This window comes from Mucilaginibacter sp. (assembly GCF_039207105.1).
In the GTDB taxonomy this organism is placed as follows: domain Bacteria; phylum Bacteroidota; class Bacteroidia; order Sphingobacteriales; family Sphingobacteriaceae; genus Mucilaginibacter.
Genome location: NZ_JBCECK010000013.1, coordinates 1 through 25,289, shown reverse-complemented (window position 1 = coordinate 25,289; position 25,289 = coordinate 1). Strand labels below are relative to the sequence as shown.

Genomic DNA, 25,289 nt, shown 5'->3' with positions numbered 1-25,289 from the left:
TTCATACCTGCATTATAATTTCTAATTTTCGCATTCGTTTAAGTTGAGAAATTTATTTATGAGATTAGTGTACAAAGGCCTGCTATCAGTTGCCGCTTCCCTATTGATTTTAACATCCTGCAAGTCAAAAAATAACGATAAAAGTACAAGCGCAAGCCCCGCCAACAGCAAGCCTTTAGATACCACCACTCTGCTGGCCTATAACCCCAAAAATGCCGATAAAAGAATTGATGAGGTGATGAAAGAACTGCACCGCACCCGTGGTTTTAATGGCAATGTGCTGGTAGCGAAAAAAGGAAAAATAGTTTATGAAAACGCCATAGGCTGGGCCGATTACCTGCACCGCGACAGTTTGAAATTAAGCTCGCAGTTTGAGCTGGCTTCGGTTACCAAAACCATGACCTCCACCGCTATTTTGATGTTATTGGAGCGTGGTAAACTCACCCTTGATGATGATGTAAAAAAATTCTTCCCCGATTTTCCGTATGATGGGGTTACCATACGCCTGCTGCTTACCCACCGCTCGGGCATGATGAATTACGTTTATTTTATTGACGATATATACCGCAGCCAGCACCTTAACCAGCGCAAAGGCCTAACCAACGCCGATGCCATGAAAATGATTGCCGACTATAAACCGCGGCCATTCAACGTGCCTAATAAAAGGTTTCTGTATAATAACTCCAACTTTATGGTGCTTGGTGCCATTATTGAAAAAGTGAGCGGCATGAGCTATACCGATTTCATGAAACAGAATGTATTTATCCCAGCCAGCATGGTGCATACGCATGTATACTCCAAAGCCGTATATGATAAAATACCGGTTGATGTGGTTGGCCATGATAGGGGCCAATGGAAATACTCCGTTGCTCAAAACTTTTTGGATGGACCCGTGGGCGATAAAGGTATTTACAGCACCGTTGGAGACTTGTTTTTATACGACCGTGCCTTGCGCGCAGGTCGCTTACTGAAACAGGCTACGCTTGATTCGGCCTATGTGCCCCGCAACCCGATGGTTCATGGTCACTTTAGTTATGGTTATGGCTGGCGTACATTTACCGCGCCGGGACAACAGGTTATTTACCACACCGGCTGGTGGCACGGCTTCAGACACATTTATTTGCGCGATATGAAAAACGATATCACCATTGTACTGTTAACTAATTTAGCCAACGGCAGTTTACTAAAATTGGATGATCTGTTCAAGGCCGCCGGTATGCCAATAGTACGCAAGAGTGCCTACACCGGTAACGGCGATACCAGCGAGGATTAATATTTTGGTGAGTGGTTGATTCGGTTGATTGTGTGAGTGGTTTTCTCGTAATTAAACAACTCAATCAACTACTCACCGTAAACCATAAACAAAAATATCATGTTTGATAAATTAATGGAAGCCCAGCAAAAGGCTGGCGAAGTAAAAAAACGCCTGGATGCGATCACTGTTTCAGGATCGGCCGAGGGCGGAAAGATCACTGTAACAGCTAATGGCAATAAAGTAGTACAATCTGTACAAATTGACAGCTCGTTTTTAGCTGATGCCGATAAGGAAGAGATTGAAGAATTATTGGTAGTAGCTATCAACAAGGCTATGGACCAGGCCGAAAATGTAAGCCAAAGCGAAATGGCCGCCATGACCAAAAACATGTTTGGCGACCTGGGCGGCATGTTCGGAAGATAATATCCTGTTTTTTAACGCCTGTTTGTAACTTTTTTGCCACGCAATGGTTATATGTTGCAACACTGGTTTGCAAGTGTTTAATTTTGCTGCGGATTCATAAAAACCAAACATCCATATGAAAACTACCTATTACGGACAATCGACCATTGAAATAGAAACAGGCGGTAAAAAAATACTTTTTGACCCCTTTATTACCCACAATGCACTGGCTAAGGATATTGACATTAATACCATTAAACCTGATTATATCCTGATTTCGCACGGTCATGGCGATCACGTTGCCGACCTGATCGAGGTACAAAAAAACAGCGGTGCAAAAGTTATCTGCATTGCCGAAATTGCCAACTGGCTTAATAGCAAAGGCATTGACAATGTACATGGTATGAATATTGGCGGCGGCTTTAATTTTGATTTTGGCCGTGTTAAAATGGTTAACGCCATACACTCCAGCACTATGCCCGATGGCGCACCAGGTGGCAACCCTGCAGGTTTTGTACTGTACACCAATGAAGGTAAAAACATATACTTTGCCGGTGATACCGCGCTTACTTATGATATGAAACTTTTGGCCGATGATAACCTGGACTGGGCTTATTTGCCACTTGGTGATAACTACACAATGGGTGCTGATGACGCTATTAAAGCCAGCGCTTTCATTAACTGCAAAAACATCATAGGCATGCACTATGATTCGTTCCCGGTTATTGAAATTAACAAGGACGAGGTGGCTGAGAAGTTTGTTAAAGCCGGCCTCAACTTAAAGCTGCTCACCGTAGGCGAAGCTATCGAGTTGTAGAACAGAAAAGCTTATAAAATAAAGAAGCCCCGTGGTATTAAACTACGGGGCTTCTTTATTTTGAAGAAAGATTACTATCTCATTTTAGTGGTGTCTTTCTTGGTCGAATCTTTCTTCATTTTTTTGTGTTTCCATTTTTTCTTAGTGGTATCGGTTTGCATTGTACCGTGCCCGGTTTTCACCGGCGTTCCATAAGCAAATACGCTTCCAAAAGAGATTGCTGCTAAAGCAACCATACATAGTACCTTTTTCATAGTCTTTCTTTTAAGTTTTAAATAGTTTGTCCACTTATATAACAAATTAACTATGAATAGTTTTCATTAATTTTCATTAAATAACAGTACCATTAGGAATAATCGCCCGCTTCTTTACAACCACTATACCATCCTGTACAGTGTGCGTACCAAAATCGCCGTCGGGCAGTGGTTCGCCAACGTTTATTTTCACATCGTTACCAATGTAGGTGTTTTTGTCAATAATGGCATTTCTGATCTGGCATCTGTCGCCAATACCCATAATCGGCGAATCGCTCAATTTTAATTCAGCAATTTGCTCCAGGGTTTGATAACTATCGCTTCCCATTACATAACAATTCTCAATAGTAGTATCCACACCTATACGGGTGCGTATCCCAATCAATGAACGTGTAATTTGCTTGGCATTAATAATACAGCCATCGGCCACTATAGAGTGCTCCAGCAGCGTACCCGAAATTTTAGTTGGGGGCAACATACGGGCACGAGTATAAATCGCATTTTCACCAAATAAATTAAACTTCGGAATATTATCTGTTAAACCCAGATTGGCCTCAAAAAATGAAGGAATAGTACCAATATCTGTCCAGTAGCCTTCATACTGGTAACTGGCCACCTTATAATCGGCTATTGATTGCGGGATGATCTCTTTACCAAAATCGGTACGGTCATTCCCTTCCAGCAGATCATATAAAAGTTTACGGTTAAAAATATAGATCCCCATAGAGGCCAGGTAAATCCTGCCTTCGGCTTTCATCTCCTCGCTTACATCAGATGCCCAGCTTTCAAAATCCTTTTTAGGTTTTTCAATAAAAGCTGTCACCATGTTGTTTTCATCCGTCTTCAATATACCAAAGCCCGGTACATCGGCCGCATCAACCGGAATAGTAGCTATAGAGATATCGGCTTCGGCCTCCATATGCTGGTTGATCATGTCTTCAAAATCCATCTGGTACAACTGATCGCCGGATAAAATGAGCACATATTCAAAATCATGTACTGCCAGGTGGTGCAAACTTTGCCTTACCGCATCTGCAGTACCCTGGTACCAACCTACGTTTGAAGGGGTTTGCTCAGCCGCCAAAATATCCACAAACGCATCGCTGAAACTACTAAAGTGATAGGTGTTTTTGATATGCTTATTCAACGATGCCGAATTGAACTGGGTTAACACATAAATACGTGTTATACCCGCGTGCAGGCAGTTTGAAATAGGAATATCAACCAAACGGTACTTACCAGCAATAGGCACAGCCGGTTTAGAACGTGTTGCAGTTAGGGGAGATAAGCGACTGCCCTGGCCACCGCCAAGTACAATTGAAATTACTTTAGATGTCATATCGTTGGATTTAAGCTTTCATACAGATCAATATATTCTTTTGCCGAACGGCCCCATGAAAAATCAAGCGCCATCATTCGTTTACGTAACAATTGTAATTGCGTAGGGTTTTGGTATAAGGCATGGGCTCGCGCAACAGACAGGCATATATCATCAACGCTGGCATTATTGAATCGGATACCATAACCGCCTTCATCGCCAAAATCAATTACCGAATCAATTAAGCCGCCGGTACTGCGCACCAATGGCATAGTTCCGTATCTTAATGAATACAGCTGATTAAGGCCGCATGGTTCAACACGCGATGGCATCAGCAGGAAATCAACCCCGGCATAGATCTGGTGGGCAAGCGCCTCATCATAACCTATAAAAACATCGCACAAGCCCGGGTATTTTTCCTTTAGTTCCAGCAGGGCCAGTTCCATCTCTTCATCGCCCGAACCTAATATAACAAAGTTAACTTCGCCTTCCAGTTCAACCAGGCTGCGTTCAATGGCTTCGGGTAGCAGGTCAGCTCCTTTTTCGACCACCAGGCGGCCTATAAATGAAAATAAGGGTTTCTCGGGATTCAGGCCAAACCGTTCACAAATTACCTGTTTATTAGCGGCTTTGCCTTTTGCCAGATTTTTTACGTTAAAGTTCGAGGCTATCATGGCATCAGTTTTAGGGTTCCATACTTCGGTATCAATACCGTTGATGATTCCGTAACCCTTGCCCCGTTCAATCCAAAACAAATATTCTAATCCGTTGGAGTTGATGGTGAGCTCATTCAGGTAAGTAGGTGATACCGTAGTATACCTCCAGCAGCATTTTACTGCCGATGCCAGCGGATTTATACCACCGGCCCAGTCAAGCAAGCCAGCCTGGGTAAAATCAATCTCGGGTAGTAACGACACATATTCCCAACTGAACGCGCCATGATATTGCCCGTTATGAATGGTAAATATGGTAGCCACGCCAGCCAGCCGGCGGTATAATTTAGAATGATAAAGCAGAAACGGCACCAAACCGGAATGATGGTCATGGCAATGGATAATGTCGGGCGTTTGCTGTGAGTAACTTATCCAATCTAAAAAAGCCAGCTGAAATGCTATAAACTGCTCCCTTTCGTCAGGATAGCTGTACACATTTTCCCTATCGAGCAGCCCTGGTATGTGAACCAAAAAAAGCTCGAAACCAAGCTTGTTTGTTTTTTCCTTTAATATTTCAAAGTAATACCTTTTATTGCCCAAAAGCGTAGCCGCATTAAAAACGATTTCAAATTCGTTTTCGCGGGTAAACTTCCTATCGTAATAAGGCATTACAACAGCAGCCTGCAATCCTGCCTGGTTTTGGTATTTAGGCAAGGCTCCAACAACATCGGCAAGGCCGCCAACTTTGGCAACCGGGTAACATTCAGCGCTTAGGTGGAATATTTTCATTTAGGTTTTATTGGCTCAATTTAAGCAAACAATATACTAAAATAGCAACCCATAATAATTAATATAGTTTTTAAAATTTCGGCAAGTTATTGTAAAAAACTTATTAAGGTTTTGCGGTTTGCTTTGAAGTATTTGCAGAGAAAAGCAATAATATCATAAGTGTTGAGAATAAACACTTTTAGAAAAAATGTCATTTCGAGAGAGCTTGGGTGGGATTGAGCGTGGAGTGAAAGAGAAATCTTATACGCTATTACGAAGCGTATATGCCATACGTATAAGATTTCTCGCTATCGCTCGAAATGACAGCATGTTTGTTTTTTGTAGAGACGCATCACATGCGTCTCCTATAGGCTCATCATACCAAGCGGTCTCTTGTAGTATTTGGCTAAAGCCTTTTTGCACATTCTTTATCCGCCCCATAAATGGGACGGCAATGAATAGCAACAGCCATTATTAATATCCAGCAGCCGTTCCTATTCATTGCCGTTGGCTTTAGCCAACGGATTACAAACGATATAGATAATGGCTTTAGCCGAAATATAGCGGCACTATTTTTATCAATGCGCTTCCAACCAGTTCAACCCTGTACCAATTTCTACCATGATAGGCACTTCGGTCTTAATGGCGTTTTTCATGTTGTGCATAATGATAGGTTTTACCAGTTCAATTTCATGATTTGGCACATCAAAAACCAACTCATCATGCACCTGCATGGTCATGCGGGCATCCAGTTTCTGTGCTTTCAGTTCGCGGTGAATGTTGATCATGGCTATTTTGATCATATCAGCCGCTGAACCTTGTATGGGGGCGTTGATGGCATTTCGCTCCGCAAAACCACGTACAGTAGCATTGGCCGAGTTAATATCGCGCAGATAACGGCGACGGCCCATCAGCGTGGTTACATAACCATTTTCGCGGGCGAAGTTCATGGTATCGCTCATATATTGCTTAATACCCGGGAATTGCGCAAAGTATTGTTCAATAATGTCGGCAGCCTCCTTACGGGGAATACCCAGATTTTGCGATAACCCAAACGCCGATTGCCCATAAATAATACCAAAGTTAACGGCCTTGGCATTCCGGCGCTGGTCGCTGGTTACTTCATCAAGCGCGATGCCGTATACATTAGCTGCTGTGGCCGTGTGGATATCATGGTTATCAATAAAGGCCTGCATCATGTTAGGGTCTTTACTGATCTCGGCAATAATGCGCAGCTCTATTTGTGAATAATCGGCAGATACGATGCTGTGGTCACTGTTTCTTGGTATGAATGCCTTTCTAACCTCACGGCCACGCTCGGTACGGATAGGGATATTTTGCAGGTTGGGATTAACGCTGCTTAAGCGTCCTGTTGCCGCTACCGCCTGGTTGTAAGAGGTATGCACGCGACCGGTTTTAGGGTTAACCATTGTAGGCAAGGCATCAACATAAGTTGATTTTAGTTTTTGCAACTGGCGGAAATCCAGAATATCGCGCACAATATCACTTTTTGCGGCAAGCGCAAGCAATACATCCTCGCCGGTTTGATACTGGCCGGTTTTGGTTTTTTTAGCTTTAGGATCAAGCATTAGTTTTTCAAACAATACCTCGCCCAGTTGTTTTGGCGATGCGATGTTGAATTTTACACCCGCTTTTTCATATACCGTTTTTTCATACCCGGCAATGTCGGTTTCCAATTGTTTGGAAAACTCCCGCAGGGTATCATGGTCAATTTTCACACCCTCAAACTCCATATCGGCCAGCACGTATATCAGCGGATGTTCTATCTCGTTGATCAGCTTTTCGCTTTCAACCTGTTTAAGCTTAGGTTCAAATATGGTTTTAAGCTGTAGGGTTATATCGGCATCCTCGGCGGCGTAGTCTTTTATCTTTTCAATTTCCACATCGCGCATATTGCCCTGATTTTTGCCTTTGGGCCCAATAAGCGTAGTGATAGAAACCGGTTTGTAGCCCAGGTAATTTTCTGACAGCACATCCATACCGTGCCGGGTATCAGGGTCAATCACATAGTGCGCCATCATGGTGTCAAACAAGCTGCCTTTAACCTCTACACCGTACCATTTGAGTATCAGGATATCAAACTTAATGTTTTGGCCAATTTTGCCTATACCTTCATGCTCCAACACGGGTTTAAATTCCGTTACAATACTTTTAGCTTCATCCTGATTGGCCGGAACAGGCACATACCAGGCCTCGCCCGGTTTTATGGAGAATGATAAGCCCACCAGCTCGCAATGGTTGGCATCGGTACCGGTAGTTTCCGTATCAAAGCAAATGGTTTCCTGTTTTAATAGCAGGGCAATCAGTTCGGCACGGGTTTCCATTGTATCTGCCAGATGATATTCGTGTGGCACATTATCAATGTTTTTAGCTGCTATAACTAGGTCTTCGCGAATATCCTCCACATCAACTGTCATAGTGGTGCGGGCGGTAGCTACGGGTTCACCAAACAGGTCGGTTTGTACCGAAACTGACTTCATTTCGGTGATGCTAAAATCATCGCCAAAAACACGCTTGCCCAAGGTACGGAACTCCAGTTCGGCAAAAAGGGGCTCCAGCAGGTCTTTACTTGGGGCACATAGTTCCATGCCTTCTTCGTCCAGCTCAACCGGTACATCCAGTAATATGGTGGCCAGTTTTTTAGATAGCAAGCCCTGATCTTTGTAAGTTTCTACGTTTTCGCGCTGCTTGCCTTTTAGTTCATGGCTATGGGCGATGATCTCTTCCATTGAGCCATATTGTTTGATGAGGGCTTTGGCTGTTTTTTCGCCAATGCCGGGAATGCCAGGTATGTTATCAACAGCATCGCCCCATAAACCTAAAATATCAATTACCTGCTCTACACGTTCTATTTCCCACTTTTCCAATACCTCCTTAACGCCCAGTATTTCCATTTCGTTACCCATACGGGCCGGTTTGTAGATGCGGATGTTTTCAGATACCAGCTGCGCGAAATCCTTATCGGGGGTCATGCAATAAACCTGATAACCCTTTTGCTCAGCCTTTTTGGCCAGGGTGCCTATAATATCATCGGCCTCATAACCATCTGATGTAATAACCGGTATGTTGAAACCCAATATCACCTTAATTACATAGGGCAGTGCCGCAGACAGATCTTCGGGCATAGCCTCACGATGGGCCTTGTAAGCCTCATAATCGGTATGGCGTTCGGTTGGCGCGTCGGTATCAAATACCACGGCCATATGGGTTGGCTTTTCTTTCTTCAAAACATCAAGCAGGGTGTTAGTAAAACCCATTACAGCCGATGTGTTTAATCCGTTTGAGGTAAACCGCGGACTTTTACTTAAAGCAAAATGCGCCCTGTAAATGAGGGCCATGCCATCCAAAAGAAATAGTTTTTTCATTACTTATGATTACACTGATATTATTGTGACGACTCCGATCACGTATGATTACACTGATTATCAGCTGGTAAATATTAAAGATTAAATTACTTTGTATCTTTTCAAAAATACAATTTATGTTGATGAATAGTGGCTATTCACTTCCTAAAAATCAATTCAGGACATCATCTTCAGAATCAGTGTAATCAAGATTATATCGGCGTAATCCTTATCTAAAATCGCAGCTGGCCAGGTGATCATTCACCATGCCGGTGGCCTGCATGTGGGCATAGCAAATGGTGGTACCAAAAAACTTGAAACCTCGTTTTTTCATATCCTTGCTGATAGCGTCAGATATTGGTGTACTAGCGGGTATTATGCTTTCAGGGTGATTGATGAGAGGTTTACCATCGGGCATAAAACTATACAGGTACTTATCAAATGAGCCAAACTCTTGTTGCACTTTGATAAACAGCTGGGCATTATTAATGGCCGCCAGAATTTTTAAGCGGTTGCGGATGATCCCGGTATCCTGCATCAGCCGCTCTACATCCTCATTGGTAAAGGCGGCAACCTTTTGTATATCAAAATTGGCAAAGGCTTTACGGTAACCCTCGCGGCGGCGCAAAATGGTGATCCAGCTTAAACCTGCTTGTGCCGATTCAAGCACCAGGAATTCAAACAGCACATGATCATCATGAGTTGTTTTACCCCATTCTTCATCATGATATTTCATATAAAGCGGATCGGTACCCGCCCAGGCACAGCGTTTTAAATTGGTATCAACATTATTCATATCGAGAATATTTATAGGATGTGATTAAAGTAAATTTATTGACCTTCTGACTTTGTAAAATGCTTATAATCCTTTTGATCACCGTGTAGTTTGTGTTTTGATCAGCCTTTATGCTTACCCGAAGGGATTTACCAGCAAGCATGCCGTAAGCTGTTCGCGATGCATATAACCAATTAAATAATTCATTACTTGTAGTATCCGTCATTAAGCCTTTTTGAGCATAATATTCCCGGGGATCATAATAGCCATTTATGTATTTTCTGAGATCCTTAACTGGTGTGCCGATAATATCAGTTGTTCCAAATTTTGTTATCTCCTGAGGTAAAAAAGAAATACTGTACAAAACGCCCATTTGCTTTAGGGCTTGCTCGCGAATATTATTACCGGGAAGCTCTAACATCACTTTACCTTGGGCAATTAATATGGTCACCATGTCTCCGTCAAAATCATCATAAATCAGATTTGATGATGTAAAAGGTGGTGTAATCTCAATAGGGCACCGGAGTTTAGGCTTACCATTTATAACTATAAACATTAATAGAATTAATAAAACATTAACTGTTGGCAATAGATCAACAATTAATACTTCCCGGCGCGGTTTAGGCTTATACATTATTGGAACTAATTGGAAATTAAATATACAGAAGCATTATTATTTTTTGACATCCCAATAAACCTGTTACCATAATTATACCATCCGGCGCAAATAGCTAATAACCTGCTTATCCCACAACCCGATACTTGCTAAGCTTCATTCAGCTCGTCCCAGTACTCAACGGCGCGGCGATAGTGGGGTATTACTATAGAACCGCCCACTAAGTTTGCTATCATAAATACTTCGTTCAGCTCGTCGGATTTAACGCCGGCATCAAAGCATTTGCCGAGGTGATATTTAATACAATCGTCGCAGCGCAGTACCATGCTGGCTACCAGGCCAAGCATTTCTTTGGTTTTAACATCCAGCGCGCCCTCGGCATAACTGGTGGTATCCAGCGCGAAAAAACGTTTAATATTGGTGTTGGCGGTTTCCATGATCCGGCCGTTCATTTTTGACCGATAAGCATCAAATTCTTCTATTAGTTTTCCCATGATATTTTAATTGTTGATTTAGATAGATATCCTTTAAACTTTTTAAATTAAAATTTTAACACTTTTTAGCTCCAAAAAAGTTCAAAAACACACCAAAATTTGATAAAAAACCTATGAAAAACTCTATTTTCAATCATTTTTTATCAGTTTTTGACCATTTTAAAAGCTTTAAAAAGTTTTAATTTGCTGATTTACAAATACATGATCTGCAATTTATCTATTTCTTGTGTTTCCGGCTCTTCAAAGAAACAGCCCGACTTTTACTCGAAAAAAGGCGGGCTGCTACACTAACAAAAATACTAAAATAATTGGCAATTGTTCTATTCATCATTGTTTAAATATTTTTTCTTTCAAAAATTAATCTACTTTTGCCGGCCTAAATCTTATAAATGAAATATCTGTTTTACCTTGTGATCTTGCTATCACAGGCCCCACTCTTTTCGCACGCTCAAAGCAATTATAAACCCGGCTATGTCGTCAATTCTAAAAATGATACCTTAAAAGGGTTTATCGACTATCGAGAATGGAACAAGAATCCCAAAGAAGTAAACTTTAAACAAAACCTGGCAGCATCACCGCAAAAATTCACACCTGTAAATGCCAATGCTTTCGCTATAACTGATGCCGAATATTACGAAAAGTTTATAGTTAAAATAAGCACAAGCGAAATTCAACCCGACAAACTGAGCCTGGCCCCGGATACCGCTTATGTTACAGATACCGTTTTTTTAAAAAACCTGGTGAACGGCAAAACCATATCTCTTTACGAATTTACCAACAGCCAAAAATCAAGCTTTTACATACTTGATAAACTTACCAGGCAAATAAATTATTTGAAACAATACCTCTTTTATGCAGATGACCAACAATCTGTGTCAAACTTAAATATCTACAACAACCAATTGACCCGATTGGCTTACGAATACCAACCTGGCAACAAAAAATTATTATCCCATACCAGGGTGGCCAGCTATTCCGAAAGCTCACTAAAGGCTGTTGCTATTGAGCTAAACGGGGGAAACGCAACACAACAGGCGGTGCATTCAAGCTCGGGTATACGTTTTTTTGCAGGTGCTGGTATTCGTTATAGCAAACTTCAATTTAATAGCCCAACAGGTGCCGGCCCGTTTAGCAACGGTATGCACGATAGCTATACTTCGCCGGTTTTGACAGCCGGGGTCGACTTCCTGGCAAATAAATACACAGAAAAAATTGCTTTCAGGTTTGAGTTTCAGGCAGCTGCAGGCAGCTATCAATTCTCTGAGAACTATACAAACGTTTATGACACCCAGAACTCGCTCGCTATCAAGCAATTTCACTTGTCGGCCATCCCACAAATCATTTATAATTTTTATAATGCCGATAAGCTTAAGGTGTTTATTGATTTAGGAGCAGCCATGAATGTTTTTAAATATAATAATTATGACTTCGTAATCTCCAGAACCTTTGGCGGTACAACTTCGGTCGACCGACAAAACAAATACCCCGATCTTGAGAATTTTACAGTTTCGTTTCCGATAAAAGGGGGAGTGCGGATTAATAAATGTTTAGAACTATACGGAGCTTACTACTTGCCAGCATCGGTTACCAGGTACTCGTTCTTTTCAGCTGCTCAATCATCAATTCAGGTGGGCGCAAATTATATTTTCAGGTAGAAAAAATATTTCTTCCCGAGGCCGTCTTTTTTATCTTTGAGCTATTCAGTTAAAAAGGCGGCCTCTGTGTTCCTGCTGAATTTAAACAATCCCCTATGATCAACTTTAAACGGGCCGACCATATACATATTTGCGTAGCACCCGAACGGCTGGAAGAAGCGCGAATTTTTTACACCGATATTATTGGCCTGGAGCTCACCGAGCGGCCCGCGGTATTTTCGTCGGCTGGTTATTGGTTTAAGATTGCGGATATCGAGTTACATATCGGGGTAGAGGATAGTCTGCCGCGCTCTATTAGGCACACTGCCTTTGAGATCAGTGACATTGTTGCAGCCCGCTTGCATCTGGAACAACATCAGGTTGAAATAGTAGAAGAACCCAAGATCGCGGGCCGGGAGCGTTTTGCCTTTATTGACCCTTTTGGCAACCGCATGGAACTGCTACAGTTATTATAAAGCCAGTTCGATGGATGGATCCCAGAATAAGCTTTTAAAATCCTGCACCTGATCGTCTTTTACCATTACGCCCTCACTTTCCAACAATTGCTGCATGGTACTTCCGCCAAAATGAAATTTACCTGTAAGCAAACCTTGCCGGTTAACCACCCGGTGGGCAGGCACCATAACTACGGCCTTTCTTGCAGACTGCATAGCGTAGCCCACCATGCGCGACGAGCCCTTTGTACCCAGATAGGCCGCTATTGCCCCATATGAGGTTACCCTGCCCGGTGGTATCAGCCTAACAACCTGGTAAACCTTATCAAAAAAGTTAATATCCTCCATATAAAAAGCTTAAAGTTGAAAGCATAAGGCTTAAAGCGATGCAACGCTTATAATTGCTCTAAGCAAATGAGAACTTAAGGTAATTAATGTTCTTATTATCCTTCAAATATTTTTTCTCGTAATATGTTTTGATCGACAGTACCTCATCGGCATAGGGCGAATGGTACAGGTCTTCGGTCTTAACGTGCAGTTTGAGTTTCAGCTCCTCAATTTTTTCGGCCGTGTAAGCGTGCAAGCCGTCGTTATCTGTTTTTAAGTTAACGCAACCACCCGGTTTTAATACCTCAATATATTTATCCAAAAATCGGGGCGATGTCAGGCGTTTTTTCTCACGGCTCAACTGTGGTTGCGGGTCGGGGAAGGTGATCCAGATTTCATCAACCTCGCCATGGGCAAAATAATCAAGCAGGTTTTCTATTTGCATACGTAAAAAGGCTACGTTAGGCACGTTTTCTTCAATGGCGGTTTTCGCGCCGCGCCAAATACGGTTGCCCTTATAATCGATGCCAATAAAGTTTTTGTTGGGAAACAGGTTGGCCAGGTTTACGGTGTATTCACCTTTACCGCAGGCCAGTTCCAAAACTACCGGATTATCATTTTTGAAGAACCCCTTGCTCCACTCGCCTTTAAAAGGTTTGCCGGCATCTAATTGTAATACATTGCTAAAGGTGTCAATTTCAGCAAAGCGCTTTAATTTATCTTTTCCCACTTTTTTAAATAAAGTGCAAAAATAGCCTTTTCTGCAAATTGTGAAAACCCTGGCTTTATATAGCTCAAATAACAACAGGCGGGGGTACGTGCGGTAACGACCCATGATTGGGCGATGGTTTCTTTTTATCTGATTTATTGAATAACGCTTTCACCTTTGTCCAGATACCGCCAACCGCATCCTCACTAATATAGTTTGATGCTTTTTGCGATACCAGGCCCACCAATGTTTTCACTAAAAAGTTGGAGTGCTTGAACAATGTTTTATTCAGGGTAACCGGTAATACTATACGCGATAATAAACCTAAAATATCCTGGTTAAAAAACCCGGGATGCTTTATACCATCATCCTTACCAGAAAATAATGAACCTATGGTTGAAAACAAGGCTGATGGGCTGTTAAACCGGGCAGCTAAAGCCAGGCCTTGCTGACTTTCAACACCTTTCAATCGTGCAATCTCCTCGCGCAGCTCGTTAATATCATTTATTGGGGTGTTCATAGCTTTACTTTTTAAATATTTTTTGGATGAAGATGTTGATAAGTGGTTTTTCAATACGCTCCTTATTGAGTTTTATCACTATTGCAATAAGCAAATAAATAAGCGCTACGCATCCAAAACCTTCCCATAACGATCCTAATACATCGGCCAAGTAAAAGGCTAAAGTAAAACTGGCAAAAACAAATGCAAACACCATACTTATAACGGTGATAACATCAGTAATCACACTTGCTAAAATGGAAGTACCACCTTCAATAGCTTCATATTTCAGCAATTTAAAACGCGTTTCGGCATACTCTTTCAGCTGGTCAACAATTGGCGGTATAGGAGGTGGTGTATCTTTTTTAGGTTCCATAGGTGTTTGTATTAGATAGTTATCAGGGATCAAAGAGCAAGGATTTATGGACAATGGACTTATAGAACAAAGAAGTCAAAATAAGGATTTAACAGATCTTTTAATCCTTATTTTTTATTTCCCTAATCCTTGCTTTACAAGCCTTTAGTCCTTACTCCACAAATCCTTACTCTTTGCTCCCTCATTATGCATGTTCCAGATCGTCCTGATATTCTTCTTCGGCGCCTCTGATCTTTGTTTTTATATTTTCAACCACCTTATCTTTTAACCCCACCAGGTTATCAATTTCGGCAGCAGCAGTTTCTTTAATAGAATCGCCCAGGTTTTTTAATGATTCGGTTAGCTTATCGCGTGTTTCGTCGCCTTTGTTTGGCGCAAATAGAATTCCTAAAGCTGCCCCTGCTGCCAAGCCTGCAAGCAATGCAACAACTACTTTTGACTCATTATTCATTGTAATATAATTTTAAGTTGAACATTTATTTTAATATGGCTAAATACCTTGCCAAATATCATCAATCAGTTAATTTGTCTGCAATTTCTGTATAAATATTTTTTTTACTACCCCTGTTTTTGACACGGTGTTCACAAAAGTATCCAACACCTGTGCTCAATTTTCAGGAGAGGTTCTGATGCGTTCCAGCCTGTCGGCCGCCATCCGGTTAGTTTCATATATTTCCAGCAGCAATAAAAAGTACGATAACAAAACCGGTCCAAAAACCAGGCCTAAAATTCCAAAAAGCGGTAAACCTATAAATACCCCTATTACAGATATAATGGGGTGCGTATTAGCTATGCGCTTATTAATAACCATACGCAGCACGTTATCCACATTGCCTATGAATAGCAGCCCATATGCTAACAGTAAAATTCCGCTTAAGGTATGTCCCTGTGCAAATAAAATAATACTTGCGGGTATACACAGCGTTGGCGCGCCCACAACCGGTAAAAATGAAATAAAGGCACCAATAACACCCCAAAATATTGCATCAGGAATTTTAAACGCGTAAAAACCCATAGCCAGCAAGGTTCCCTGAGTAATGGCAATGATGCCCTGTCCCAAAACGTTTGAATAGGTAGAATCGCGCAGGGCTGCTGCAAATTTTAACGCATGCTGTTCGCGAAAGGGAGCGTACTTTAATAAACCGGCCTCAAACTCCCTGATCTGCGTAAGCATAAAATACAACAAAAAATACAGCACCAGCAAGGTTATGATAATGTTGGCCGCGCTGCTGAGTATAGATGGAAAAAGCTCGGTTATAAATGTTCCTAACTTTTGCAGGGTATTTTCGGCAAAGTGCGGCTGGTTAAGGTTGGCTGCGGCAAACGCGTCAATTTTGGATGTCCATTGGTCAATAGGCAACGATTTAAGGTTGATGCTGGATATTTTGCCCACCACCATGATGCTTAAAGATAGAAATGGGATAACGATAACAATGAGCGAAGTAAAAATAATAAGCAGTGCCACCAGCACCTTGTTCCACCCCTTGTTTTCAACCAGGTTTATATATAAGGGCCTGAAAATAGTGAATAACACAATAGCTCCCAATATGGAACTAAACAAGCCGCTAAGCGCATAAAGCAAAAAACAACCCAGCACAATAATGCTTACCAGGATAATGTTGTTACGCTGTTTATAGTTAAAAATTGACATTTAAGGCTTAGTTAATGTATAGTTTAAAAACAAAAAAAACGCTAAAAAAGTTTTAGCGTTTTTCGGAAATACAAAAGCTGTAAAATGGCTAATCGGCATTATTAAGTAAGTTATTAATTTGGGTTGAGCTGGTTAAAATAGTATCCATATAAAATGAGCAATCATCCGAAACATCATCGGGTAACTCATATCTCAACTGCTCCAATGCAAGATAAATATTTGAAAGCTGATTTTTAATATCGTGTTTCAATTTGCGTAAACTTTCATCATTACTGCCGCCCGTATTCTGTTGCTGATCTTCTTCCATTTATTTCAGGTTGATGGCCTTCATTTTATTATACAAAGTTTTGCGGTCGATGTTTAAGATCTCGGCGGCCTTTGTTTTATTAAAATTAACTTCCCTCAGTACCTTAATTATGGTTTCATATTCGGCTTCAAGCGCGGCGTTTTTCAGATCGTGGCGTGCTTCCTTTGCCTCGGCGGCCTCTTGCTGAGGGGCGGCATAGGCCGGTTCATAAACAGGCGCTTTAAAATTGGAGATCTCCAGTGGCAATGCCTTCATCGTGATCTCGTTATCTTCAGCCAGCAATGCTGCCCGCCTGATCACGTTTTTAAGCTCACGTATATTACCCTGCCACCTGTAGTTCATAAAGCAATCAACCACCTCCGGCGAAAACGAGGTAACATTACGCCCCAGTTCGGCATTGGCTATCTTTAAAAAATGCTCGGCCAGCAGCATAATATCATTACCGCGCTCACGCAAAGGCGGCATGTATATGGTAAACTCGTTAAAGCGGTGGTACAGATCTTCCCGGAAACGGCCTTTCTGAATGCCTTCCTGCAGGTTTTCGTTGGTTGCTATAATAATACGCACATCCAGGTCAATTTCCTTGGTGCTGCCTATCCTTTTCACTTTACGCTCCTGTACGGTACGCAGCAGAGCGGCCTGTATCTCGTACGATAGGTTACCCACTTCATCTAAAAACAGGGTACCGCCGTTGGCCATTTCAAAGTGACCGATTTTGGTGTACAACGCGCCGGTAAATGATCCTTTTTCGTGACCAAAAAATTCGCTGGCAGCCAGCTCCTTGGTTAACGATCCGCAATCCATAGCAATAAAGGGCTGGTTATGGCGCAGGCTGTTCAGGTGAATACTCTGCGCTACAGATTCTTTACCGGTACCGCTTTCCCCTAATATAATAACGCTGTAATTGGTAGGGGCAACCAGCTCAATTTGCCTCCACAATTCTTTTGAGGCCCTGCTGGTGCCGGCCACAAAATCATTGGCAAAGGTTTGTTTTTTATTATCGCGGCTTTTTGATTTATCGGCAGCGGGAATATTATTGCTGCTAACAGCATCCTCCACTAAGGCATGGTGCGTTTCAAAGGCCTTATTGATGGTATTTAATATCTCATCAGGATACAGCGGCTTGGTAATATAGTCGTAAGCGCCCATTTTAATGAGCTCAACTGCCATTTTAATATCTGAATAGCCTGTTATGATAATAACCCCGGTTTTAGGATACTGGGTTTTTATATTCCTGAGCATTTCGCGGCCATCGGTATCTTCCAGCCTGAAATCGCAAAGCACAAGGTTAAACTCTTCGTTTTTGAGCGCTTCCATTCCGCTTGTACCGCTCGAAGCTGTACTTACATCAAAGCCATTGCGGGTTAAAAACTTGGATAGCAATAAAGCCACATTAACTTCATCATCAATGATGAGGATTTTCTTCATAAGAGCAAAACTGGTAAACGGTAAATGTATTTAAACGTATTAAAGTACAAACAATGTTGCTAATTTATGGAGGTTTTATTAAAATACAGGTTATTAGGGATAAAAAAAGCTACAAACAAAAAGGGAGGCTGTTGTGAGCCTCCCTTTTTGTTATAGGTATAAGTAGGGCCATATTAAAAGCCGTACGCTACGCGGATACCTAAAAAGCTTACTTTGCTTTGGTCAATTCCAGTAGCAAATTTGGTAGTTGCTTCATAACGCACACCTGCATCAATAAAGTTACCGTTTGCGCTGATAGGGAACTGAACACCTACTTGAGGAGCGTAAACAAACGCTGTTGATTTGTTAGCGCCAACATCATTTTTGTTTAACAAGAATGCAGCACCCGCTTCACCTTGTACATAAAAATTCTGGATAGGGAAGAATTTTAAACCAGCTTTAACAGGTAATAAGTTAAAGTTAGGCTCATCAAATGTACCGTTAGTACCTGCTACATTTTTTTCGCCGAATACGTTATTGTAACCTGCGTTAATTGTAACAAATAACTGTTTTGAAATAACCGGGATATCTGCTTGTACCGAACCGCCTAAGTTCCATTTGTTGTTGTCGTTGAAGTTACCTAATGGTAAACCCGCGTCAACACCAATGCTGTAACGGATACCGTCTTTTGTAGTAGTAGAAGTAGAAGTTGGGGTAGTTGTTTGGGCTTTTGCGGTAAATGCAAATGCTGCGAATGCTAAAGCCAGGGCTGAAATTTTAAATGTATTTTTCATAACAATTGTGTGTGTTTTTGATATATGTTTTTAAACACATGGCAAAGTAAAGCACGGAATCATATATGATTTTTCATCCAAAAGTCATGAATATTTAATCAATTGATTAGCAATAATTTATTTTTTGACTCGATGGGTATTTTGGTCAGGATAATGTAAAACGAGGTTCTTTACATCTTAGAATTGTCAAATTAACATTGATTTAACATTGAAAAACAACCCCCACCAAGGGGCATTTCGGCTTATTTTAGCTTTGATTTAACATTTTTTAACAAATGGCATTGAATTTTCAGTTTAAAACCCAGCTTATCCACAACAAAAAAAGGGCCTCTAATGAAGCCCTTTTTTGTTACTCGCCTTTAAACTCGGCCTTTCGTTTCCCTAAAAACGCGTCGACTCCTTCTTTAAAATCTTTGGTGCCAAAACATTTGCCAAACTCGGCTATCTCGGTTTCATACCCGTTAACCCCATCGGTATAACCGGCATTAACCGCGCGTATAGCCGAAGCCAGTGCCAGCGGCGCCCTTGATAATATTTTTTGTAATAACTCCTCGGCTGTTGTCAGCAGATCTTCCGGGCAGGCTACATGCGTTACCAGCCCAAACTGCTGCGCTTCTACCGCGGTGATCATATCGGCAGTTAGTATCATTTCTATCGCTTTGCCTTTACCAATTAGTTGGGCCAGGCGTTGTGTACCGCCATAACCGGGTAGCAGGCCAAGCGTTACCTCAGGCAAACCCATTTTAGCGGTTTCGGAAGCTATACGGATATGGCAGGCCATAGCCAGTTCCAGACCACCGCCTAATGCAAACCCATTAATGGCTGCTATTACCGGCTTAGGGCCGTTGGCTATCAGGTCAAACACATTGGCATGCCCTTCCCGGGCCAGGGCTGTACCGCCTTCCACATCAAGCGCGGTAAACTCGCTGATATCGGCTCCGGCCACAAAAGCCTTGGCGCCCGCACCTGTTATAATAATACCGCCAACTGCCGGATTGCGGAAAGCCTCCGTAAAGGCGAGGTGCAATTCGGCAAGGGTATCTTTATTAAGCGCGTTAAGCTTGCTTTCGCGGTTAATGATAATATATTGTATACGCTCTTTATTCTCTATCAGTAAATTTTGAAATTCCATGACCTTTTAAAAATTACGGTGCTGGTGCACCCAGTTGGTTATATAGGTAACAATATCGGCAGTATTGGTTCCAGGTGGAAAAAGCTCGCCCACACCCGATTGTTTCAGCGCCACCATATCTTCGTGCGGTATAATGCCGCCGCCGGTAAGCAGCACATCATCCATTTGTTTATCCTGCAGCAGTTTTACTATTTTGGGAAAAACCGTCATGTGTGCGCCGGATAGTATAGATATGCCAATGGCATCCACATCCTCCTGCAGAGCAGTGTTCACCACCATTTCGGGGGTTTGGCGCAGGCCGGTATAAATCACTTCCATGCCTGCATCGCGCAGAGAGGTAGCAATAATACGTGCGCCACGGTCGTGCCCATCGAGCCCTACTTTGGCAACTAAAACACGGATGGGTCGGTTAAAGGTATTACTCATGTAAACCGTTATTGGTTACGGTAAAAGTAATAAGAAAATTGATGATGTTGTTTTAATATCCGGACTTAATGATTTTGGGAGCAAGGATAATAGATCAATAATATGTCACAGCCACTTTCTTATCGTTTTACAATCAAACCCTACTCCGGTACCCATTTATCATGTTCAATAAATATATTTTCGGCAACGGTAGTCTGAAGACTATAGGCATAATAGTCCGAAGTCAGAGACTTTCGAATAGCAGTCCGAAAAACTTCTTCATGAAAATAAAGTCATATAAAAATCAACGTATTGGTTTCCGCCAGCCAATTCAGCACAATATCGAGCAACATCTTGTCCTATATCTTCATTTTCATATAGTTCATTATCTAACATTCTTTTTTCAAGAAAGCTGGCGGCTTCATAAAGTGAGCTGAGAAAATGCCCACCACTCTTGGCGCATGCCCACAATAGATGCGTTGACTTGCTTTCAAAACATCTAACTTCTCCTGTAGGTATATCAATTACCAGATCATCAACTTCAAATTTTCCGAAAAATATCCTGTTATCGTTTCGATATGGCTTATCAACAAATTCAACCATCCCTATGGCAGTTTTTGTAAGGTCATAATTTTCCAAAAGCAATAACAGTTCATCATTAATTAAAGGTTGACTGTTAGAGGTTTTGCTGATCTGATAACCTTCAATAATCTCATTAATTAAATCTTGGTCTAAGCCATGTGCCTTGTAAAACTCAGGGCTTGATGCAATTCCTTTGAGTTTAGTGACAAATTCAGTGTGAATCATATCTCTGATAAATTTAAATATTGTTTTCCTTCTTCCAAGGAATCTACCCGCTATTTGAAGTCTCCGATTTTCGGCTTAATCTGCCTGTAGTTTACAAACTGGCAAATTCCCGGAATCTGAAGACTATAGGCATAATAGTCCGAAGTCAGAGACTTTCGGACAGTGGAAAACATCCTGAATATTATAACCACATCGGGGTTAAAGCTTTGTAGCAATAATAAAACCGCTTCTGATCAAGTGCGGTAGGGACTAAACGCCGGTTGCATACCTACGACATGCTAAACATATCTCTTTACTTTCTACAAAGCTTTTACTCCTATGAAGTAGGGCTTAACTGATATATCCTATTTTTAATCTCCAGTTCGAGATACCCGGAAGTTTTCAAATTGTACAACGTACTTTATCCTTACTCAAATATTTCAGCCTCACCAAACTAATTTATACCCCGAGCCCCGTACCGTGATGATCTGCACATTGGCATCGGTCCTTAAATGTCCGCGCAGTTTACTTATAAACACATCCAGGCTACGGGCGTTGAAAAAACTATCATCGCCCCAAACTGTCTCCAGCAACACTTTCCGGGAAATAACCTGGTGCTGATTTTTACAAAGCAGTTTCAGTATATCACTTTCCCTGCTGGTTAACTGCCAGCTGTTGATACCTTGCTGAAGCGTGTTCTTAACCGAGTTGTAAGCGATACTACCGATATGATAAGTTTCGCTCATGGGACGGGTAGGGGTAAGCATCCGGTTATTACTGAGCAGCACTTTCATCCTTATCATCAGTTCTTCAACACTAAAAGGCTTTTTCAGATAATCATTAGCGCCCGATTCAAATCCCGCTACAACATCTTTAGGTTGCGAGCGGGCAGTTAAAAAAATAATAGGTGTGGCGTGGTCTGTTTCGCGCACCTGCCTGGCAACTGCAAAGCCATCTATTTTGGGCATCATCACATCAAGCACCAAAATATCAGGTTTACTGTTTTTGTATTTTTGCAGGGCCTGCTCGCCGTTGGCACAAAGTGCTACCTCAAAGTTGTTTTCTTCCAGGCTTTCGCGTACAATATGCGCCAATGCCAGCTCATCCTCTGCCAATAATACGTGTGTTTTATTCATTTTATGCTGGTATTGATACCACAAACTCGCTGCCTTTATTTATTTCGCTTTTTACAGCAACCGTACCACCGTGCGCCTCAACTATGTATTTAACATAACTTAATCCAAGCCCGGTGCCTTTCACATCATGTATATTGCCTGTAGGTACACGGTAAAATTTTTCAAATATTCGGTTCAGATGAGCAGGAGGTATTCCTATGCCGTTATCTGCAATTGAAAATTCTATCATTCCATTACGGCCGCTCAGACAAATAACTACATTAACAGGCTGACCGGCATACTTCACAGCGTTATCTAAAATATTTAATATTACACTACTAAAATGCAGCTTATCGGCCACAATGTACCCAATGTTATCCTTATTATTATAGGTGATGTACACTGTTTTGTCTGCTTTAGATTTTTGAGCAGCTATAAGCTCATTCATCAACTTATCTACCTCTATTTTCTCTTTTACCAAAACTATCTTATCGCTTTCAAAAGTAGCCACATCCAACACTCTGCTCACCAGATCATTTAAGCGGTTTAACTCATTGCGAGATGTTTGCAGGTAACGTTGCACTTTTTCAGGATCATTTAAAGCGTTATATTTTTGCAAGCCTTCTATTGCCACCGCGATTGTGGCGATAGGCGTTTTTAACTCGTGAGTCATATTGTTAATAAAATCGTCTTTTAGCTCACCTAATGCCTTTTGCTGATTAATGATCCTAATAATGTAGTAAAAAGAAAAGATGGTAAATAAGATCAATAATGCAGATAAGGTAAGCGTAGTCAGCATACTCCTGATCACCACATATTGCAGGTTCCGAAAAATTGCCCTGGCATAAAAGCTGTAGCGGTTTTGCAGAGTATAATGAGTTAATAAAAACATAAACCCATGATATTGATATTTATATTCATTGGTTTCACTATAAAACAGTTTATCTGTTTTGGGTGGGGTAGGTTTACTTGCTAATTGTATTTTAAGGTCAGCATTGATATGTATTTTGTCAAGCACTATTTTTAAATAGTTACTTAGTTTTAAACTATCGGCTTGCTTATAATTAGGTGGCATTTTATAGATGCCGGTATGCTCCGGGATCCAGCTATTTGGCAGTGTATTATGGTGGGTACTCATATAAATGCCCGATTCCGTCATACCATCATAAATCATCAGATCGTTAATAATGATGTTCATTAGGCGGGGATCATAGAATGCCATCTCGGTAATTATTTCAGGAATCGTGGCTTTATGTTTAATTTTTGACCTGTAATAATCAAACTTCATTCTATCAGTTTCAAATCCGGAGTTGCTTCTTGAGCCATGAAAAGAAATCCAGATAATAAACGGGGTATTAGCAGTACCTATACTGAAAGTGGCGGGTTGATGGCCAGAAACTGCCTGCGTTTGCGATGAACTATCTATTTTGATAACCGTTGTTTCTTCCGAAAGTCTTTTCACCATGACTACTCTTATCGAATCAAAATAATCTCTTTTGCAGCTGTCCAATGCCTGTTGCATAGCAGCATCTATTTTACCCCCAACTATTTTTTTGTTTGCCTTATAGGCATTAATACTCCAATAGGTTTGAAAAACAATGATGGCAATTAACGATAACGTGATTAAGATTAGTACGGTTTTAAGTTTCCTTTTCATGGTTTATTTGCTTGATGAAGATAAAAGTAAATACACCAATACCTGCAAGGCTCTTTTGTTAACATTGCTTAACATTAAATAATAAAATTTAAGATTTGGAGAGATGCGTGATTTAGTAGTCTGGAGACTATAGGCATAATAGTCCGAAGTCAGAGACTTTCGGACAGCGGAAAATATCCTGAATATCCTAACCCCATCGGGGTTAAAGCTTTGTAGCAATTTTAACAATAAACCTCTCCCTTTTATAATGCCGTAGGTACTAAACGCAGGTTGCAAACCTACGGCATACTAAAACATACCTCTTTACTTTCTACAAAGCTTATACTCCTAAGGAACCCTAAACCATATACATCTTAATTCGCTATTTGAAGTCTCCGACTTTTGATTACTATGACCCTGGTTTACAAAACATCAGTTTTACCCCCAAAATAAATTTTAACTTTGCCCCTTATGACGATCAGTGCGGCAACTTCATTTACATTATTAAATCAAACCCTGCTTTTACTGCCTCAGCGGGCCATTTACTGGGAACAACAAAAAGCTTTAATTGTAGCCGATGTTCATTTTGGCAAAGTGGGCCATTTCCGCAAGGCGGGCATAGCTGTGCCGCGCGATATGGAACAAAGCGATCTGGCCACCCTATCCGATCTTATTTATGAATACCAACCCGAAAAGCTGCTGTTCCTGGGCGACCTTTTCCACAGCGATATGAATAACGATTGGGATTGGTTCACCTTATGGCGAAGCCAGTTCCCCGGCTTACAAATTATATTGGTAAAGGGCAACCATGATATCATTGCCGATAGTAATTACCATCAGTTGAACATTGAACTGCACGACCAGCTGCTGATTGGCCCATTCCTAATGCTGCACCACCCGCTACCTGATGAAACGTTACAAAATACTGAAGGCTACATTTTTTGCGGGCACATTCACCCCGGCGTAAACCTGAATGGACGCGGCAGGCAATCCATAACACTGCCTTGTTTTGCCTTTGGCAACAAACAAGCCATACTACCTTCTTTTGGAAAATTTACCGGCAAAGTAGCCATCCGCAGCCAAAAAACCGACCGGATATTTGCCGTATTGAAAGATAAAGTTGTGGCTATTGATTAGGGATGAAGAATCAAGATATAAGAACCAAGAGACAAGAAGTAAGAATCAAGAATTGACAGACAAGAAAATAATGAGCGGCCATTCAATATTGTAAGTAAACTTATTTTATGAATTTCACTAAAAGTCTTGTCTCTTGATTCTTATTTCTTGATTCTCTTCTCTCTACTCTTGATGTGGCTCTTATACACATCTGACGCTGCCG

Annotated in this window: 27 protein-coding genes; 6 read left to right on the top strand and 21 right to left on the bottom strand. The window is 41.4% G+C overall.

The features are described from left to right. Positions 1-58: 58 nt before the first annotated feature. From AAGC65_RS04565 to AAGC65_RS04555, 3 genes are all read left to right on the top strand, one after another. On the top strand, positions 59-1,273 hold the full coding sequence (locus tag AAGC65_RS04565; RefSeq protein ID WP_343111232.1) for a serine hydrolase domain-containing protein: 1,215 nt from the start codon (positions 59-61) through the stop codon (positions 1,271-1,273). A 99-nt stretch (positions 1,274-1,372) separates the two neighbouring features. Beyond that, a complete protein-coding gene (locus tag AAGC65_RS04560) occupies positions 1,373-1,678 on the top strand; it encodes a YbaB/EbfC family nucleoid-associated protein (protein ID WP_343111231.1) in 306 nt (101 codons plus the stop codon). A 115-nt stretch (positions 1,679-1,793) separates the two neighbouring features. Continuing rightward, positions 1,794-2,474 (top strand): metal-dependent hydrolase, encoded by a 681-nt coding sequence (locus AAGC65_RS04555; RefSeq protein ID WP_343111230.1) that lies wholly within the window; start codon positions 1,794-1,796, stop codon positions 2,472-2,474. 74 nt (positions 2,475-2,548) lie between these two features. Here AAGC65_RS04555 and AAGC65_RS04550 read toward each other — a convergent pair whose 3' ends face one another. The 7 genes from AAGC65_RS04550 to AAGC65_RS04520 all read right to left on the bottom strand — a co-directional run bounded on the left by AAGC65_RS04550 (position 2,549) and on the right by AAGC65_RS04520 (position 10,717). Beyond that, entirely contained in the window at positions 2,549-2,728 is a 180-nt protein-coding gene (locus AAGC65_RS04550; RefSeq protein ID WP_343111229.1) for a hypothetical protein, read from the bottom strand. Between the two features lie 76 nt (positions 2,729-2,804). Then, entirely contained in the window at positions 2,805-4,067 is a 1,263-nt protein-coding gene (locus tag AAGC65_RS04545; RefSeq protein ID WP_343111228.1) for a glucose-1-phosphate adenylyltransferase, read from the bottom strand. Next, a complete protein-coding gene (locus tag AAGC65_RS04540) occupies positions 4,064-5,488 on the bottom strand; it encodes a glycogen/starch synthase (protein WP_343111227.1) in 1,425 nt (474 codons plus the stop codon). Before AAGC65_RS04540 ends, AAGC65_RS04545 begins: the two co-directional genes overlap by 4 nt. Before the next feature lie 557 nt (positions 5,489-6,045). Continuing rightward, positions 6,046-8,853 carry a DNA polymerase I gene (gene polA, locus AAGC65_RS04535; RefSeq protein WP_343111226.1) on the bottom strand — a complete coding sequence of 936 codons (2,808 nt, stop codon included), beginning with the start codon at positions 8,851-8,853 and terminating at the stop codon, positions 6,046-6,048. Between the two features lie 208 nt (positions 8,854-9,061). Continuing rightward, entirely contained in the window at positions 9,062-9,628 is a 567-nt protein-coding gene (locus AAGC65_RS04530) for a DNA-3-methyladenine glycosylase I (protein ID WP_343111225.1), read from the bottom strand. After that, positions 9,621-10,241, bottom strand: coding sequence for a hypothetical protein (locus tag AAGC65_RS04525; protein ID WP_343111224.1), 621 nt, complete (start codon positions 10,239-10,241; stop codon positions 9,621-9,623). The genes AAGC65_RS04530 and AAGC65_RS04525 overlap by 8 nt, the downstream gene beginning before the upstream one ends. A 131-nt stretch (positions 10,242-10,372) precedes the next feature. Then, positions 10,373-10,717 (bottom strand): carboxymuconolactone decarboxylase family protein, encoded by a 345-nt coding sequence (locus AAGC65_RS04520; protein ID WP_343111223.1) that lies wholly within the window; start codon positions 10,715-10,717, stop codon positions 10,373-10,375. A 389-nt stretch (positions 10,718-11,106) separates the two neighbouring features. Between AAGC65_RS04520 and AAGC65_RS04515 the strand changes: the two genes are divergently transcribed. Next, positions 11,107-12,372 carry a hypothetical protein gene (locus AAGC65_RS04515; RefSeq protein WP_343111222.1) on the top strand — a complete coding sequence of 422 codons (1,266 nt, stop codon included), beginning with the start codon at positions 11,107-11,109 and terminating at the stop codon, positions 12,370-12,372. Between the two features lie 95 nt (positions 12,373-12,467). Beyond that, positions 12,468-12,827: a VOC family protein gene (locus AAGC65_RS04510; RefSeq protein ID WP_343111221.1), complete on the top strand. Its 360-nt coding sequence runs from the start codon at positions 12,468-12,470 to the stop codon at positions 12,825-12,827. Here AAGC65_RS04510 and AAGC65_RS04505 read toward each other — a convergent pair. The 14 genes from AAGC65_RS04505 to AAGC65_RS04440 form a co-directional block, all read right to left on the bottom strand. Beyond that, positions 12,822-13,154, bottom strand: a complete 333-nt coding sequence (locus AAGC65_RS04505) for an MGMT family protein (protein WP_343111220.1) — start codon at positions 13,152-13,154, stop codon at positions 12,822-12,824. The two genes, AAGC65_RS04510 and AAGC65_RS04505, sit on opposite strands and share 6 nt — an antisense overlap. Before the next feature lie 58 nt (positions 13,155-13,212). Continuing rightward, entirely contained in the window at positions 13,213-13,863 is a 651-nt protein-coding gene (gene trmB, locus AAGC65_RS04500; RefSeq protein ID WP_343111219.1) for a tRNA (guanosine(46)-N7)-methyltransferase TrmB, read from the bottom strand. Between the two features lie 64 nt (positions 13,864-13,927). Further along, the gene (locus tag AAGC65_RS04495; RefSeq protein ID WP_343111218.1) at positions 13,928-14,362 is read right to left on the bottom strand and encodes a hypothetical protein; all 435 of its coding nucleotides are present in this window, start codon (positions 14,360-14,362) and stop codon (positions 13,928-13,930) included. A 4-nt stretch (positions 14,363-14,366) separates the two neighbouring features. Then, positions 14,367-14,717 (bottom strand): phage holin family protein, encoded by a 351-nt coding sequence (locus AAGC65_RS04490; RefSeq protein ID WP_343111217.1) that lies wholly within the window; start codon positions 14,715-14,717, stop codon positions 14,367-14,369. Positions 14,718-14,901: 184 nt separating this feature from the next. Next, positions 14,902-15,168 carry a YtxH domain-containing protein gene (locus AAGC65_RS04485; protein ID WP_343111216.1) on the bottom strand — a complete coding sequence of 89 codons (267 nt, stop codon included), beginning with the start codon at positions 15,166-15,168 and terminating at the stop codon, positions 14,902-14,904. A gap of 156 nt (positions 15,169-15,324) precedes the next feature. Beyond that, positions 15,325-16,368 carry an AI-2E family transporter gene (locus tag AAGC65_RS04480; protein ID WP_343111215.1) on the bottom strand — a complete coding sequence of 348 codons (1,044 nt, stop codon included), beginning with the start codon at positions 16,366-16,368 and terminating at the stop codon, positions 15,325-15,327. Positions 16,369-16,456: 88 nt separating this feature from the next. Beyond that, entirely contained in the window at positions 16,457-16,675 is a 219-nt protein-coding gene (locus tag AAGC65_RS04475) for a hypothetical protein (RefSeq protein WP_343111214.1), read from the bottom strand. Continuing rightward, complete coding sequence (locus AAGC65_RS04470) at positions 16,676-18,103, bottom strand: sigma-54 dependent transcriptional regulator (protein WP_343111213.1); 1,428 nt, start codon at positions 18,101-18,103, stop codon at positions 16,676-16,678. 173 nt (positions 18,104-18,276) lie between these two features. Continuing rightward, a complete protein-coding gene (locus AAGC65_RS04465) occupies positions 18,277-18,876 on the bottom strand; it encodes a hypothetical protein (RefSeq protein ID WP_343111212.1) in 600 nt (199 codons plus the stop codon). A 349-nt stretch (positions 18,877-19,225) separates the two neighbouring features. Beyond that, the gene (locus AAGC65_RS04460; protein ID WP_343111211.1) at positions 19,226-20,008 is read right to left on the bottom strand and encodes an enoyl-CoA hydratase-related protein; all 783 of its coding nucleotides are present in this window, start codon (positions 20,006-20,008) and stop codon (positions 19,226-19,228) included. A gap of 6 nt (positions 20,009-20,014) precedes the next feature. After that, positions 20,015-20,434 (bottom strand): cobalamin B12-binding domain-containing protein, encoded by a 420-nt coding sequence (locus AAGC65_RS04455; protein ID WP_343111210.1) that lies wholly within the window; start codon positions 20,432-20,434, stop codon positions 20,015-20,017. A 258-nt stretch (positions 20,435-20,692) separates the two neighbouring features. Further along, entirely contained in the window at positions 20,693-21,220 is a 528-nt protein-coding gene (locus AAGC65_RS04450; RefSeq protein ID WP_343111209.1) for a hypothetical protein, read from the bottom strand. A gap of 425 nt (positions 21,221-21,645) precedes the next feature. Continuing rightward, positions 21,646-22,335 (bottom strand): response regulator transcription factor, encoded by a 690-nt coding sequence (locus AAGC65_RS04445; RefSeq protein ID WP_343111208.1) that lies wholly within the window; start codon positions 22,333-22,335, stop codon positions 21,646-21,648. A 1-nt stretch (position 22,336) separates the two neighbouring features. Beyond that, the gene (locus AAGC65_RS04440) at positions 22,337-23,971 is read right to left on the bottom strand and encodes a HAMP domain-containing sensor histidine kinase (RefSeq protein ID WP_343111207.1); all 1,635 of its coding nucleotides are present in this window, start codon (positions 23,969-23,971) and stop codon (positions 22,337-22,339) included. A gap of 450 nt (positions 23,972-24,421) precedes the next feature. Between AAGC65_RS04440 and pdeM the strand changes: the two genes are divergently transcribed. After that, positions 24,422-25,087, top strand: a complete 666-nt coding sequence (gene pdeM / locus AAGC65_RS04435) for a ligase-associated DNA damage response endonuclease PdeM (protein WP_343111206.1) — start codon at positions 24,422-24,424, stop codon at positions 25,085-25,087. The last annotated feature ends 202 nt before the right edge of the window (positions 25,088-25,289 follow it).

Coding starts and splice junctions, on each gene's coding strand:
- AAGC65_RS04540 (WP_343111227.1), bottom strand. CDS start 5,488: ATGAAAATATTCCACCTAAGCGCTGAATGTTACCCGGTTGCCAAAGTT.
- AAGC65_RS04495 (WP_343111218.1), bottom strand. CDS start 14,362: ATGAACACCCCAATAAATGATATTAACGAGCTGCGCGAGGAGATTGCA.
- polA (WP_343111226.1), bottom strand. CDS start 8,853: ATGAAAAAACTATTTCTTTTGGATGGCATGGCCCTCATTTACAGGGCG.
- AAGC65_RS04465 (WP_343111212.1), bottom strand. CDS start 18,876: ATGAAAAATACATTTAAAATTTCAGCCCTGGCTTTAGCATTCGCAGCA.
- AAGC65_RS04475 (WP_343111214.1), bottom strand. CDS start 16,675: ATGGAAGAAGATCAGCAACAGAATACGGGCGGCAGTAATGATGAAAGT.
- AAGC65_RS04470 (WP_343111213.1), bottom strand. CDS start 18,103: ATGAAGAAAATCCTCATCATTGATGATGAAGTTAATGTGGCTTTATTG.
- AAGC65_RS04560 (WP_343111231.1), top strand. CDS start 1,373: ATGTTTGATAAATTAATGGAAGCCCAGCAAAAGGCTGGCGAAGTAAAA.
- AAGC65_RS04545 (WP_343111228.1), bottom strand. CDS start 4,067: ATGACATCTAAAGTAATTTCAATTGTACTTGGCGGTGGCCAGGGCAGT.
- AAGC65_RS04530 (WP_343111225.1), bottom strand. CDS start 9,628: ATGAATAATGTTGATACCAATTTAAAACGCTGTGCCTGGGCGGGTACC.
- AAGC65_RS04525 (WP_343111224.1), bottom strand. CDS start 10,241: ATGTATAAGCCTAAACCGCGCCGGGAAGTATTAATTGTTGATCTATTG.
- AAGC65_RS04565 (WP_343111232.1), top strand. CDS start 59: ATGAGATTAGTGTACAAAGGCCTGCTATCAGTTGCCGCTTCCCTATTG.
- AAGC65_RS04445 (WP_343111208.1), bottom strand. CDS start 22,335: ATGAATAAAACACACGTATTATTGGCAGAGGATGAGCTGGCATTGGCG.
- AAGC65_RS04490 (WP_343111217.1), bottom strand. CDS start 14,717: ATGGAACCTAAAAAAGATACACCACCTCCTATACCGCCAATTGTTGAC.
- AAGC65_RS04460 (WP_343111211.1), bottom strand. CDS start 20,008: ATGGAATTTCAAAATTTACTGATAGAGAATAAAGAGCGTATACAATAT.
- AAGC65_RS04550 (WP_343111229.1), bottom strand. CDS start 2,728: ATGAAAAAGGTACTATGTATGGTTGCTTTAGCAGCAATCTCTTTTGGA.
- pdeM (WP_343111206.1), top strand. CDS start 24,422: ATGACGATCAGTGCGGCAACTTCATTTACATTATTAAATCAAACCCTG.
- AAGC65_RS04450 (WP_343111209.1), bottom strand. CDS start 21,220: ATGATTCACACTGAATTTGTCACTAAACTCAAAGGAATTGCATCAAGC.
- AAGC65_RS04510 (WP_343111221.1), top strand. CDS start 12,468: ATGATCAACTTTAAACGGGCCGACCATATACATATTTGCGTAGCACCC.
- AAGC65_RS04555 (WP_343111230.1), top strand. CDS start 1,794: ATGAAAACTACCTATTACGGACAATCGACCATTGAAATAGAAACAGGC.
- AAGC65_RS04440 (WP_343111207.1), bottom strand. CDS start 23,971: ATGAAAAGGAAACTTAAAACCGTACTAATCTTAATCACGTTATCGTTA.
- AAGC65_RS04455 (WP_343111210.1), bottom strand. CDS start 20,434: ATGAGTAATACCTTTAACCGACCCATCCGTGTTTTAGTTGCCAAAGTA.
- AAGC65_RS04515 (WP_343111222.1), top strand. CDS start 11,107: ATGAAATATCTGTTTTACCTTGTGATCTTGCTATCACAGGCCCCACTC.
- AAGC65_RS04520 (WP_343111223.1), bottom strand. CDS start 10,717: ATGGGAAAACTAATAGAAGAATTTGATGCTTATCGGTCAAAAATGAAC.
- AAGC65_RS04480 (WP_343111215.1), bottom strand. CDS start 16,368: ATGTCAATTTTTAACTATAAACAGCGTAACAACATTATCCTGGTAAGC.
- AAGC65_RS04485 (WP_343111216.1), bottom strand. CDS start 15,168: ATGAATAATGAGTCAAAAGTAGTTGTTGCATTGCTTGCAGGCTTGGCA.
- AAGC65_RS04505 (WP_343111220.1), bottom strand. CDS start 13,154: ATGGAGGATATTAACTTTTTTGATAAGGTTTACCAGGTTGTTAGGCTG.